At 62.3% G+C, this 13214-nt stretch carries 11 protein-coding genes; 8 read left to right on the plus strand and 3 right to left on the minus strand.

Going from position 1 to position 13214, the window contains the following annotated elements; translation table 11 throughout:
- Window positions 1–30 precede the first annotated feature (30 nt).
- The 5 genes from mmsA (at window position 31) to araD (ending at window position 7278) form a co-directional block, all read left to right on the plus strand.
- On the plus strand, window positions 31–1566 hold the full coding sequence (gene mmsA, locus CO676_RS06615) for a multiple monosaccharide ABC transporter ATP-binding protein (RefSeq protein WP_097520320.1): 1536 nt from the start codon (window positions 31–33) through the stop codon (window positions 1564–1566).
- A complete protein-coding gene (gene mmsB, locus CO676_RS06620) occupies window positions 1566–2780 on the plus strand; it encodes a multiple monosaccharide ABC transporter permease (protein ID WP_014765431.1) in 1215 nt (404 codons plus the stop codon). The genes mmsA and mmsB overlap by 1 nt, the downstream gene beginning before the upstream one ends.
- 155 nt (window positions 2781–2935) lie before the next feature.
- On the plus strand, window positions 2936–3931 hold the full coding sequence (gene araD1 / locus CO676_RS06625; protein WP_179875420.1) for an AraD1 family protein: 996 nt from the start codon (window positions 2936–2938) through the stop codon (window positions 3929–3931).
- A 71-nt stretch (window positions 3932–4002) separates the two neighbouring features.
- Entirely contained in the window at window positions 4003–5436 is a 1434-nt protein-coding gene (locus CO676_RS06630; RefSeq protein ID WP_097520026.1) for an aldehyde dehydrogenase family protein, read from the plus strand.
- A 96-nt stretch (window positions 5437–5532) separates the two neighbouring features.
- Window positions 5533–7278: an L-arabinonate dehydratase gene (gene araD / locus CO676_RS06635; protein WP_097520027.1), complete on the plus strand. Its 1746-nt coding sequence runs from the start codon at window positions 5533–5535 to the stop codon at window positions 7276–7278.
- A 235-nt stretch (window positions 7279–7513) separates the two neighbouring features.
- Here araD and CO676_RS06640 read toward each other — a convergent pair whose 3' ends face one another.
- The 3 genes from CO676_RS06640 to CO676_RS06650 are packed head-to-tail and all read right to left on the minus strand — an operon-like array spanning window position 7514 to window position 10716.
- The gene (locus tag CO676_RS06640; protein WP_097520028.1) at window positions 7514–8359 is read right to left on the minus strand and encodes a transglutaminase family protein; all 846 of its coding nucleotides are present in this window, start codon (window positions 8357–8359) and stop codon (window positions 7514–7516) included.
- Window positions 8360–8375: 16 nt separating this feature from the next.
- Window positions 8376–9317 carry an alpha-E domain-containing protein gene (locus CO676_RS06645; protein ID WP_014765426.1) on the minus strand — a complete coding sequence of 314 codons (942 nt, stop codon included), beginning with the start codon at window positions 9315–9317 and terminating at the stop codon, window positions 8376–8378.
- A gap of 4 nt (window positions 9318–9321) precedes the next feature.
- A complete protein-coding gene (locus CO676_RS06650) occupies window positions 9322–10716 on the minus strand; it encodes a circularly permuted type 2 ATP-grasp protein (protein WP_041415548.1) in 1395 nt (464 codons plus the stop codon).
- A gap of 324 nt (window positions 10717–11040) precedes the next feature.
- Here CO676_RS06650 and CO676_RS06655 point away from each other — a divergent pair, with 324 nt between their 5' ends.
- The 3 genes from CO676_RS06655 to CO676_RS06665 all read left to right on the plus strand — a co-directional run bounded on the left by CO676_RS06655 (window position 11041) and on the right by CO676_RS06665 (window position 13137).
- The gene (locus CO676_RS06655; protein WP_245424267.1) at window positions 11041–11496 is read left to right on the plus strand and encodes an AraC family transcriptional regulator; all 456 of its coding nucleotides are present in this window, start codon (window positions 11041–11043) and stop codon (window positions 11494–11496) included.
- A gap of 137 nt (window positions 11497–11633) precedes the next feature.
- A complete protein-coding gene (locus CO676_RS06660; protein ID WP_245424280.1) occupies window positions 11634–12563 on the plus strand; it encodes a DMT family transporter in 930 nt (309 codons plus the stop codon).
- A gap of 10 nt (window positions 12564–12573) precedes the next feature.
- On the plus strand, window positions 12574–13137 hold the full coding sequence (locus CO676_RS06665) for a cysteine hydrolase family protein (protein ID WP_097520030.1): 564 nt from the start codon (window positions 12574–12576) through the stop codon (window positions 13135–13137).
- The last annotated feature ends 77 nt before the right edge of the window (window positions 13138–13214 follow it).

A 13214-nucleotide genomic window follows, 5' to 3' on the forward strand; every position in this document is an offset into this window, starting at 1 on the left:
TCTTGCAGATTGCCGCTGGAATGGCTGAATATGGACAATATCATTCTTGAAATGCGGGGCATCACGAAGACGTTCCCGGGCGTCAAGGCGCTGGACAATGTCTCGTTCAAGGTCCGCGAAGGCGAGATCCATGCCCTGGTCGGCGAAAACGGTGCCGGCAAATCGACCCTGATGAAGGTGCTGAGTGGCGTCTATCCCGCTGGCACTTACGAGGGAGAGATTCACTACGACGGCGAGGAGCGTCGCTTCAGCACGATCGCCGACAGCGAAGAACTCGGCATCATTATCATCCACCAGGAACTGGCGCTCGTTCCGCTGCTGTCGATCGCCGAGAACATCTTCCTCGGCAACGAGATCGCCGACAAGGGCGTCATTCATTGGCCGCAGACCTTTGCCCGGACGCAGGAACTGCTCAAGAAGGTGGGCCTAACCGAGTCTCCCGCGACGTTGATCACCGATATCGGCGTCGGCAAGCAGCAACTGGTCGAGATCGCCAAGGCGCTATCCAAGAAGGTGCGGCTGCTGATCCTCGACGAGCCGACCGCATCGCTCAACGAAAACGACTCCGACGCGCTCCTGAAGCTGCTCATGGAGTTCCGCAATCAGGGGATGACCTCGATCATCATCTCGCACAAGCTGAACGAGATCAAAAAGGTTGCCGACCAGATCACCATCCTGCGCGATGGCGGCACGGTAGAGACGCTCGACTGTGACAAGGAAGACATCAGCGAGGATCGGATCATCAAGGGGATGGTCGGCCGGGCGATGGAAGACCGCTACCCACCGCGCGAACCGAAGATCGGCGATACGCTGCTCGAGGTGAAGAACTGGAACGTCTTCCATCAGCATCACCGCGACCGGCAGTTTCTGCACGATGTCAGCTTCAAGGTTCGGGCCGGCGAGGTCGTCGGCATCGCCGGGCTAATGGGCGCCGGCCGCACCGAAACGGCGATGAGCATCTTCGGCAAGTCGTGGGGACACAAGATCACCGGCGAGGTGACGATGCGCGGTCAGCCGGTGGACGTCAGCACGATCCCGAAGGCGATCAAGGCGGGTCTCGCCTATGTGACCGAGGACCGCAAGCAACTGGGCCTCGTGCTGATCAACAACATCAAGGAGAACACCACGCTCGCGAATCTGAGCGCGGTAGCTCCGAGCGGCATCATCGACGAGCGCAAGGAGCGGAAGGTCGCCGCCGACTATCGCGCGAAGCTCCGGATCCGCTCGCATTCGATCTATCAGGAGGCGGTGAATCTTTCGGGCGGCAACCAGCAGAAGGTCGTGCTGTCCAAGTGGCTGTTCACCAATCCCGAAGTCCTCATACTCGACGAGCCGACCCGCGGTATCGACATCGGCGCGAAGTATGAGATCTACACCATCATCAACCAGCTCGCAGCCGAGGGTAAAGGCATTCTGATGATCTCGTCGGAAATGCCGGAACTGCTCGGAACCTGCGATCGCATCTATGTCATGAACGAGGGCCGCATCGTGGCGGAGCTTTCCAAGGAGGAAGCAAGTCAGGAGTCCATCATGCGGGCCATCATGCGTTCAGGGGAGAAACACTAATGGTCGCCGATACGAGCACCCATCCCACCAAACCCTCGATCGGGGACTACCTCAGGAACAACATCCGCGAATACGGCCTTCTGGTCGCGCTCGTGATCATCATGCTGTTCTTCCAGTTCGTCACCAACGGCGTTCTCTTCAGGCCGGTCAACATCACCAACCTGGTGCTGCAGAACTCCTTCATCGTCATCATGGCGCTGGGCATGCTGTTGATCATCGTGGCGGGTCACATCGATCTGTCGGTCGGTTCGATCGTCGCCTTTGTCGGGGCGATTTCGGCCATCATGCTCGTCAAATGGGGTCTGCCGGCCCTCGTCGTCGTTCCCGCCTGTCTTGTCGTCGGCGGCATCATGGGGGCGGCGCAGGGCTATTGGGTGGCCTATCAGAAGATCCCGTCCTTCATCGTCACGCTCGCCGGCATGCTGGTGTTCCGCGGAATGACTTACGTCGTCCTCGGCGGCCGTCCGATCGGGCCGTTCCCGAAGGATTTCCAGATTCTCTCGACAGGCTTCGTTCCTGATTTTCTCTACTTCCTCAGCCCGAGCCCCGAGATCATCAAGAACATGGTGGCGCTCGTGGCGGTGCTGGCGCTGGTCGGCTATGCGATCTATGCCGGCCTGCGCAATCGCCGCGTCAATGAGCAGCACGGTACCGAGAACGAGCCGTTCGTGTTCTTCGCGGGCCAGATGGCGGTCATCGGCGTCGTCGCCCTGTTCATCGGCTTCCAGCTTTCGACCTATCGCGGCCTGCCGAACGTGCTCATCGTCATGGGCGTGCTGATCGCCCTCTACACCTTCATCACGACGCGCTCGACGATCGGTCGCCGGGTCTACGCCATGGGCGGCAACGAGAAGGCCACCAAGCTCTCCGGCATCAATACCGAGCGGCTGACCTTCTACGCCTTCGTCAACATGGGCGTGCTCGCGGCACTCGCCGGCATGATCATCACGGCGCGATTGAACTCGGCCACCCCGAAGGCAGGCGTCGGCTTCGAACTCGACGTCATCGCGGCCTGCTTCATCGGCGGTGCGTCGGCATCGGGCGGCGTCGGCAAGATCACCGGTGCGGTGATCGGCGCCTTCATCATGGGCGTGATGAACAACGGCATGTCGATCATGGGCATCGGTATCGACTACCAGCAGCTCATCAAGGGCCTCGTACTGCTCGCGGCCGTGTTCTTCGACGTCTACAACAAGAACAAAGGCAAGGGCTGATCGGATTTCCGGTCAGCTCCCATTGACCACATCATGAATGGGCGGCCGACCGAGGCTGCCATAGCTGGGTGGTGCGAGCCACTCTCGAGGCGAAGCATTGCCTTTCCTCATGGAAACGAATGCCCGAAGCCAACTCGATCAGGAAGGATAGAGACGTGCTGATTTCGCAAGTCAGGAAAGAAGACGGATCGATTGCAGTCGCAGTGCGGGCGCCGGGTGAAACGGCGCGGGTCGTCAAGTACGCGGAAAGCGTCTACGCATTGGCGATGGAAGCGGCGAATGCCGGCAAGGGCCTCAAGGAGGTCATCGACGCCAGAGGACTCGGAGAGACGATCGATCTCGATGAAGCCTATGCCGAAGGGCGCATGCTGCCGCCGATCACCCATCCGGATCCGGCGCACCTGCACCTGACCGGTACCGGGCTGACACATCTCGGTTCCGCCGCGACGCGTGATGCGATGCACAAGAAGACCACCGAGGCGGCCGAGGAAACGCTGACCGATTCGATGAAGATGTTCCGGATGGGGCTCGAGGGTGGCAAGCCGAAGCCGGGCGAAAAGGGCGTCCAGCCGGAATGGTTCTACAAGGGCAACGGTACGGCCGCGGTCGCACCGGGCCAGCCGCTGACCTCGCCCTCCTTTGCGGAGGACGGCGGCGAGGAGCCGGAAATGGCCGGTATCTACGTGATTTCCGACAAGGGCGCGCCTTATCGGCTCGGCTTTGCGGTCGCCAATGAATTCTCCGACCACAAGACCGAGCGGGTCAACTATCTGTGGCTGGCGCATTCGAAACTGCGCCAGGCGAGCTTCGGGCCGGAAATCCGCATCGGCGCGGCGCCGAACGACATCCGCGGCACGTCGCGAATCCTGCGCGGTGGCAAGGTCCTGTGGGAAAAGCCGTTCCTCTCGGGCGAGGCCAACATGTCGCACAGCTTCGCCAACCTGGAATATCACCATTTCAAGTACGGCCTCTTCCGCGCCCCGGGCGACGTGCATGTGCACATGTTCGGGACGGCGACGCTTTCCTTCGGCGACGGCATCCGCACCGAAGCAGGGGACGTCTTCGAGATCGAGGCCAAGGACTTCGGGCTTGCGCTTCGCAATCCGCTGGCAATTGCCGCGGAAGAAGAGATCGCCATACATCAGCTCTGATATATCTGTTATAGCAACCAGCGGCCGCGACGGGCGGCCGCTTGCGACAAGAAAACAAGGAGGCTGAAGCCATGACACTTCACCAGAACCTGATTGCCGGCGAATGGGTCGGCGGCGACGGCATCGCCAACGTCAACCCCTCGAACACCAATGATGTCGTCGGCGAATATGCCCGCGCGACGGCAGATGATGCGAAAGCGGCGATCGCCGCGGCGAAGGCGGCCTTTCCGGCCTGGTCGCGCTCCGGCATCCTCGAGCGCCACGCCATCCTGAGGAAGACTGCCGACGAGATCCTCGCCCGCAAGGACGAACTCGGCCGGCTGTTGTCGCGCGAGGAAGGCAAGACGCTCGCCGAGGGCATTGGCGAGACGGTGCGGGCCGGGCAGATCTTCGATTTCTTCGCCGGCGAGTGCCTGCGACTGGCGGGCGAAGTCATTCCCTCGGTGCGTCCGAACATCGGCGTCGAGATCAGCCGCGAACCCGTCGGCGTCGTCGGCATCATCACGCCGTGGAACTTCCCGATCGCCATTCCGGCCTGGAAAATTGCGCCTTCGCTTTGCTACGGCAACACCGTCGTCTTTAAACCCGCCGAGCTGGTACCGGGTTGCTCCTGGGCGATCGTCGACATCCTCAACCGCGCCGGCCTGCCGAAAGGCGTCTTGAACCTCGTCATGGGCAAGGGCTCGGTGGTCGGCCAGGCGATGCTCGACAGCCCCGACGTGCAGGCGATTACCTTCACCGGCTCGACCGGCACCGGAAAACGCGTCGCGATGGCCTCGGTCGAGCACAATCGCAAGTTCCAGCTGGAGATGGGCGGCAAGAACCCGTTCGTCGTGCTCGACGACGCCGATGTTGCGGTGGCGGTCGAAGCGGCGGTCAATTCGGCCTTCTTCTCGACCGGTCAGCGCTGCACCGCTTCGTCGCGGGTCATCGTCACCGAGGGTATCCACGACAAGTTCGTCGCGGCGATGGGCGAGCGGATCAAGGGTCTCGTCGTCGACGACGCGCTGAAGGCCGGCACCCATATCGGTCCGGTCGTCGACCAGAGCCAGTTGAACCAGGACACCGACTATATCGCCATCGGCAAGCAGGAAGGCGCCAGGCTTGCCTTCGGCGGCGAGCTTATTTCGCGCGACACGCCCGGCTTCTACCTGCAGCCGGCGCTGTTCACAGAGGCCACCAATCAGATGCGCATCTCCCGTGAGGAGATCTTTGGTCCGGTCGCTGCGGTCATCCGGGTGAAGGACTATGACGAGGCGCTCAGCGTCGCCAACGACACGCCGTTCGGGCTGTCCTCCGGCATCGCCACGACGAGCCTCAAGCATGCGACGCATTTCAAGCGCAACTCGGAGGCCGGCATGGTGATGGTCAACCTGCCGACCGCCGGCGTCGATTTCCACGTGCCGTTCGGCGGCCGTAAGGGCTCCTCCCACGGCCCGCGCGAACAGGGCAGATACGCCGCCGAATTCTACACAACCGTCAAGACAGCCTACACGCTGGCTTAAGCCCCCGAGCGGGATGCGGACAGCCAGATAGCTGCCTCATCCCGCTCTGAAGCCGACGTGTCCCCGCCCGCCCCACGGGCCCGAAGGAAAGAAGAAATGAAGAAGAAAGCTGAGTGGCCGCGCAAGCTCCGTTCGCAGGAGTGGTTCGGCGGTACGGGCAAGAATGCCATCATGCACCGCTCCTGGATGAAGAACCAGGGGCTCCCCGCCGATACCTTCGACGGACGGCCGATCATCGGCATCTGCAACACCTGGTCCGAGCTGACGCCCTGCAACGCGCATCTGCGCGACCTCGCGGAGCGCGTGAAGCGCGGCGTCTACGAGGCGGGCGGCTTCCCGGTGGAATTCCCGGTCTTTTCGACCGGTGAGAGCACGCTTCGCCCGACGGCGATGATGTTCCGCAACCTCGCGGCCATGGATGTCGAAGAGGCGATCCGCGGCAATCCGGTCGATGGCGTCGTGCTCCTCGGCGGATGCGACAAGACCACGCCCAGCCTGCTGATGGGCGCGGCGAGCGTCGATATCCCGGCGATCGTCGTGTCCGGCGGCCCGATGCTGAATGGCAAATGGCGCGGCAAGGATGTCGGCTCCGGCACCGCGATCTGGCAGTTCTCGGAAATGGTCAAGTCCGGCGAAATGACGCTGGACGAATTCATGGATGCCGAGCAGGGCATGGCCCGTTCGGCGGGAAGCTGTATGACCATGGGTACCGCCTCGACTATGGCGTCGATGGCCGAGGCACTCGGCATGACGCTCTCCGGCAATGCTGCGATTCCGGCCGTCGACGCCCGTCGCCGGGTGATCTCGCAACTCACTGGCCGTCGCATTGTCGAGATGGTCAAGGAAGACCTGAAGCCCTCCGACATCCTGACCAAGCAGGCCTTTGAAAACGCCATCCGCGTCAACGGCGCGGTCGGCGGTTCGACCAATGCCGTGCTGCACCTTTTGGCGCTTGCCGGCCGCGTCGGCGTCGACCTTTCGCTCGACGATTGGGACAGGCTCGGCCGCGACGTGCCGACCATCGTCAACTTGCAACCCTCCGGCAAGTATCTGATGGAGGAGTTCTATTACGCTGGCGGCCTGCCGGTGGTCATCAAGGCGGTCGCCGAGATGGGACTGCTCCACAACGACGCCATCACAGTCAGCGGCGATACGATCTGGAATGACGTCAAGGGTGTTACCAACTACAACGAAGACGTCATCCTTCCCAAGGAAAAGGCACTGACGAAGTCCGGCGGCATCGCCGTGCTGCGCGGCAATCTGGCGCCAAGGGGCGCCGTGCTGAAGCCTTCCGCCTCCTCGCCGCATCTGATGCAGCACAAGGGCCGCGCCGTCGTGTTCGAAAGCATCGAGGACTACCACGCCCGCATCAACCGCGACGATCTCGACATCGACGAGAACTGCGTCATGGTGCTGAAATATTGCGGCCCGAAGGGTTACCCGGGCATGGCCGAGGTCGGCAATATGGGCCTGCCGCCCAAAGTGCTGAAGAAGGGGATCACCGACATGATCCGCATTTCCGATGCGCGCATGTCGGGCACGGCCTATGGCACCGTTATCCTCCACACCGCACCGGAAGCCGCCGAGGGCGGGCCGCTGGCGCTCGTCCAAAACGGCGACCTGATCGAGGTCGACATCCCGAACCGGACGCTGCACCTTCATGTATCCGACGATGAGCTCGCCCGTCGGCGTGCCGCTTGGGTGTCGCCGGTCAAGCCCCTCAACGGCGGCTATGGCGGTCTCTACATCAAAACCGTGATGCAGGCCGATACAGGCGCCGACCTCGACTTCCTGGTCGGCACGCGCGGAGACCGCATCCCGATGGACCGCGACAGCCATTGAGGGGCAGCAGGGGCAATTGCCTTTTTGCTCCCGGCTGCCTTGCGAATTACCCCTCACCCTAACCCTCTCCCCGCGGGCGGGGAGAGGGGACTACAGCAGCTTCGCTGCATGTTTCCTAGGTTGGCTGCGATTTAGGAGTAGGAGGTTTCCGCGAGTCTCCTTCGCCCCGCTTGCGGGGAGAAGGTGGCTGGCAAGCCGAATGAGGGCAGTTGCGGCGATTTTCCCCGTCTGTGGCTCACTGGCTCTGATTTTGGCCGTGCCCTTGACTCTGGCTCTGCGTTTGCCCCTGTCGCTCCACCGTGACCGCCACCTTCAGCGTCTCGCTGGCGACGCCATGAACCAATCCGGAGACCGGCGCGGCATCGCGATAGCAAAGACCGGTGGCGATGCGGATATAGCGGTCGTCGGGGCAGATCTTGTTGGCGGGATCGAAGCCGACCCAGCCCAGGCCGGGTAAGTGCACGTCGGCCCAGGCGTGGCTTGCTGTCTGCTCAGGATGGCCTTCGACCATCAGATAGCCTGAGACGTAGCGGGCGGGGAGGCCGAGGGTGCGCGCCGCCGAGACGAGGATGTGGGCGTGGTCCTGGCAGACGCCCTTGCCGCGCTCGAGTGCCTCCTCGGCGGTGGTGTCGGCATGGGTCTCGCCCGGCTCGTAAGCGACGGTTTCGTGAATGATGTCCATCAACGCGTGCATGCGCTCGAGGTCCGTTGCGCCTTCTGCGGATTTCGCAAGCTCGCGGATCAGCTTGCCCGCTTTGCTGAGCGAGGTTTCACGGGCATAGAGCCAGAGCGGCACGTAGGACTGGTGCGGGCCAAAGACGCCTGCCTTGTCCTCCGTCTCCACTTCGCCGCTCGCCTCGATCCGGAAGGTCGTCCGATCCGCGTCGATGCTGACGAGATGCGTGCGGTTGCCGAAGTGGTCGTCGTAGCTGACTTCGACCCCGGCGCCATCGACGAGCGTCCTCCAGTTCAACACCGTCTGGCCGGGCTGCGTCGTCGGCGTCAGGCGCAGCCGCTGCAGCGCATAGGGGACCGGCTCGTCGTAATGGTACTCGGTCGTGTGGCTGATTTTCAGGTGCATTCCAACCTCCTGGGCCTCAGTGGTAGAATCGATAGCCGTCGGTTATTTCCTGGCCCAGACGGTTGTTGTGGCTGATGAATTCTTCCAGATATTCATGCAGGCCCCGATCCATGATGTCGCTGATCGACTGGCTGCGCAGAGAAGCGAGCGTCACTTCGGCGGTCTCGTGGGCAGAATGCCTTTCGCCATATTCGCGCGCCAGATAGCCGAGATTGCTGACGATCTTTTCGTAGCAATAGGCGAGCGAGCGCGGCATGCGGCCGTTCGAGATCAGGAAGTCGGCAATGTTGGACGGCTTCAGTTCCGCGTCGTAAACCCAGCCATAGGCGCGGTGCGCCGAGACGGAGCGCAGGATCGATTCCCACTGCACGTTGTCCATCGACGATCCGACGGCCGAGACGGCCGGCAGCAGTACGTAGTATTTCACATCGAGGATGCGGGCGGTGTTGTCGGCCCGCTCGATGAAGGTGCCGATGCGCGAGAAGTTGAAGATCTCGTTCCTCAGCATCGTGCCGTGGAAGGCGCCGCGGATCAGACCCGCACGGCGTTTGATGGCATCGATGATCTCGGGCATGTCGGCCGGCCGCACCTTCTTGGCGAGCATTGCCTTCATCTCGATCCAGCATTCGTTGGTCGCTTCCCAGGTCTCGCGAGTCAGCGCCGTTCGAACCATGCGGGCATTGTGGCGGCTCGCCTCGATACATGACAGGACGCTCGACGGATTGGCGCGGTCGCGCAGCAGGAAATCGATGGCGTCGCCGCTCGTCAACGTGTCGTGCACTTCGTCGTAAAGCTCGCGGACGCCGGCGCTCTGCAGCACGCCGTCCCAGTCGCCCTCGGTCGACTCGCTGCGGGTCAGCGACATGCGCAGGCCCGCGTCGATCAGCCGGGCGCCGTTCTCGGCGCGCTCGATATCGCGGAACATCCAGTAGAGGCCGTTCGCAGTTCTTCCCAACATGGCCTCAGTCCTCCAGTACCCAGGTATCCTTGGTGCCGCCACCCTGGCTGGAATTCACCACCAGGGAACCCTCCTTCAGCGCGACGCGCGTCAAGCCGCCGGGAATGATCTGCACCTTGTCGGAAACGAGCACATAGGGACGCAAGTCGACGTGCCGCGGTGCGATGCCCTTGTTGACGAGGATCGGCACGGTCGAGAGCGATAATGTCGGCTGGGCGATATAGTTGCCGGGACGCTCCTTGAGCTTTTCGGCGAAGGCGGCGCGCTCCCGCTTGGTCGCCGTCGGCCCGACGAGCATGCCGTAGCCGCCGGAGCCGTGTACTTCCTTGACGACGAGTTCGTCCAGATGATCGAGCACGTATTTGAGGCTCTGCGGTTCCGAGCAGCGCCAGGTCGGTACATTTTCGAGCAGCGGCTTGCGGCCGGTATAGAATTCGACGATCTCCGGCATGTAGGAATAGATCGCCTTGTCATCGGAAATGCCGGTGCCGGGCGCGTTGGCGATGGTGATGTTGCCGGCGCGATAGACGTCCATGATACCGGGAATACCAAGTGCCGAATCCGGGCGGAAGGTGAGGGGATCGAGGAAATCGTCGTCGACGCGGCGGTAAAGCACGTCGATCGCCTCGTAGCCGCGCGTCGTGCGCATCTTCACCTTGCCGTCGATGACCCTGAGGTCCGACCCTTCAACCAGTTCGACGCCCATCATGTCAGCGAGGAAGGCGTGCTCGTAGAAGGCGGAATTGTAGATGCCGGGGGTGAGCACGGCGACGCGCGGCTTGCCGGCGCAACCGGGCGGCGCCAGCGACGACAGGCTCTGGCGGAGCAGATAGGGATAGTTCTCCACAGGCCGCACGCGGTTCTGATGGAAGAGTTCCGGGAACATCTGCATCATCGTTTCCCGGTTCTCCAGCATGTAGCTGACACCGGAGGGCGTGCGGGCATTGTCTTCCAGGACGTAGAACTGGTCCTCGCCGGTGCGCACGATATCGGTGCCGACGATATGGGTGTAGACGCCGCCGGGCGGCCGGAAACCGATCATCTGCGGCAGGAAGGCGTCGTTCTTCTCGATCAGTTCGCGTGGAATTCGGCCGGCGCGGATGATCTCCTGCTTGTGGTAAATGTCATCCAGGAAGGCATTGAGCGCGATCACGCGCTGTTCGATTCCCTGAGCGAGGCGGCGCCATTCGCGGCCGGAGATGATGCGGGGAATGAGGTCGAAGGGGATGAGCTTTTCGGAAGAATCGGCGTGTCCGTAGACCGCGAAGGTGATGCCCGTCTTGCGGAAGATGTTCTCCGCTTCTTTCGATTTCGCTATGAGCCGGTTTCTGTCCTGGCTGGCATACCATTGATGATACGTCGAATATGGCTGGCGCGGACTGCTGTCCGCATTGATCATTTCATCAAATGCCAAAGGCGTGGTCCCCTTATTTTTGACCATTTGAGTACAACGTTTGCCGCAATGCAAGAAGCGTGCACGTTTGCCGATGAAATTTTCGGCCTGCCCCGATCCATAATTTGAAAGCGCTTTCGCTCCTTGAGGCGCACGGTCTTTGCCGCCGGATTTCTCCTGCTGGTCCGTAAACGGGCAGATGCCTGAATATTCGGCGGCCCACCACAGGTTGTCGTCGCGCCGGCGGCCTCGCTTTGCCGGTCTTGTTCGTCGATCGGGCAGGCGTAAAATGTCCGCGCTGGCGGATAGTCGCCCCGAGGCAGAGACGGAATGGACGCACTCTACGAGATTGCCGAACGGCCGGCGCAGCGCCGGTCGCCTCTGGCATGGCACATTCGTGGAAGCCGCCGACGGCGCCATCACAGGCTGATTGCCGAGACGCAGGAGCATTGCCGGCGCACCCATCCGCGGGATCATGCCGCCCTCATCGGCCTTTCCTGGGACGTCCGGCCGGAGGGCTTCAGCTGTCTCATCGGCTATGTGGGCGAGGATCACGCGACCTTCGCCGCGTCCGAGCACACGAATCTGCCGGCGATGCGCTTCGCTACGACGATGCACCACCCCGAAGGAGGGGATGTCTTCGTCCAGTACCGCAAGATGTTCGATTGGATCGAAGCGAAGGGGTATGCCGTGGATCAGACCCATCTTCACTATCGCGAGGAATATGGGGCCGGCTTCGTATCCTCCTCTGCTTCCGCCCTCCGCCTGATGGTTCCGATTCGCTGATCGCAACCATCAGAAAAATTGCTTTGACCAAGGGAGGTACGCGGTCTATCGCCCCGGGCGACGGTCTCTTCCGGATCTGGTGATCCGCCTTGCCTGACCCGCCTCACTGGACCCGCCTCACTGGGGAAACGCCGATGATGCTCGCCCGCCTGGCCCCGGCCATTTTCGTGCTGCTCTGGTCGACGGGCTGGGTGGTCGCAAAATACGCCGCGTTCTTTGCCGATCCACTGACCTTCCTGGCGCTGCGCTACAGCGTGGCGATCGTGCTCTTCATCGGTTTCTGCGCAGCAACCGGTGCGCGCTGGCCGCGCTCCTGGAGCGTGGTCGGCCATGCGGTGATGTCCGGGATATTTCTACACGGTCTTTATCTTGGGGCGGTGTGGTGGGCGATCGGGCAGGGGGTGCCTGCGGCCATATCCGGCATCATCGCGGGGTTGCAGCCGTTGATGACCGCAGCTGTCGCGCCATTCCTGATCGGCGAGAATCTAAGCCGGCAGCAGCGGCTCGGGCTGGTGCTCGGCTTTTGCGGCATCGCGCTCGCCGTCTTGCCGAAGACGCTGGCAATCGACACCGAATCGACGCCCATCCATCTGCTGCCGGTGGCCGTCAACGTGCTCGGGATGGCGGCGGTGACCTATGGTACGCTTTACCAGAAGCGGTATCTGCAGCACGGCGACATTCGGTCGATCGCCGCCCTGCAATATGTCGGCGCCCTGATCGTCACCGTGCCGCTGGCCCTGATGCTCGAAGATCTGCGCGTCACCTGGAACATTCAGCTCCTCGCCGCCCTTGCCTGGTCCGTTCTTGGCCTGTCGATGGGGGCGATCGCGCTGCTGCTCTATCTCATCCGTCGCGGCCAGGTGTCGCGCGCCGCATCACTCATCTATCTGGTGCCGCCGCTCGCGGCGGTTCAGGCGGCGCTCTTCTTCGGCGAAGCCCTGACCTGGCCGATGATCGTCGGCACGATCATCGCGGTCACCGGCGTCTACCTCACCAATCGCAAGACAAGGGGTGCGGCGCCTGCAGGAGAGCGCGCAATCAATGTTGCGGCAGGTTCAGTGAAATAGAGGCGCCTCAATGACCAAGGCACTGCTGATCGTCGACATACAGAACGCCATCCTTTCAGGAAAAGGTAGAGAAGACCGACAAAGGCTTGTCGATGCGGCGTTAAACGAAACCGTCGCGCGGCTCTGCGCCTTAAAAGACAGGGCCCGAGCCGCAGGTGTTCCGGTGGTGCTGGTCCAGCACGACGGGGACGAGAAGCATCGATTGGCAGTCGGGACGCATGGCTGGGCCATTCGCGACGAGATCGCGCCTGCCTCAGGCGACGTCGTCGTTCACAAGAAAAGCTGTGACTCGTTTTTCGAGACCGACCTCTCCACGCGCCTTGAGGAGCGTTCCGTCACGCATCTGGTTATCGGCGGATGCATGTCCGAGTTCTGTGTCGATACCACCGTGAGGCGGGCGGTTTCGCTCGGATATGCTGTGACGCTGGTTGCCGACGGACACACGACGGCGGATTCGGGCGCTCTCGCATTTCCCGAGATCGTTGCGCACCACAACGAAACGCTTGATGGGTTCGATGCAGGTAGAGCGAGGGTCGAGGTTCGGCCCGCTGCCGAAATAACTTTTCCGACGTGATAGGACCGAGCGGCAGCTATCGATATTGGCGGGGGATCTTCATTGCAAAAACTCGACCGCAGAGAAAATCCGCGGCC

Source organism: Sinorhizobium sp. BJ1 (genome assembly GCF_002531555.1).
In the GTDB taxonomy this organism is placed as follows: domain Bacteria; phylum Pseudomonadota; class Alphaproteobacteria; order Rhizobiales; family Rhizobiaceae; genus Sinorhizobium; species Sinorhizobium fredii_B.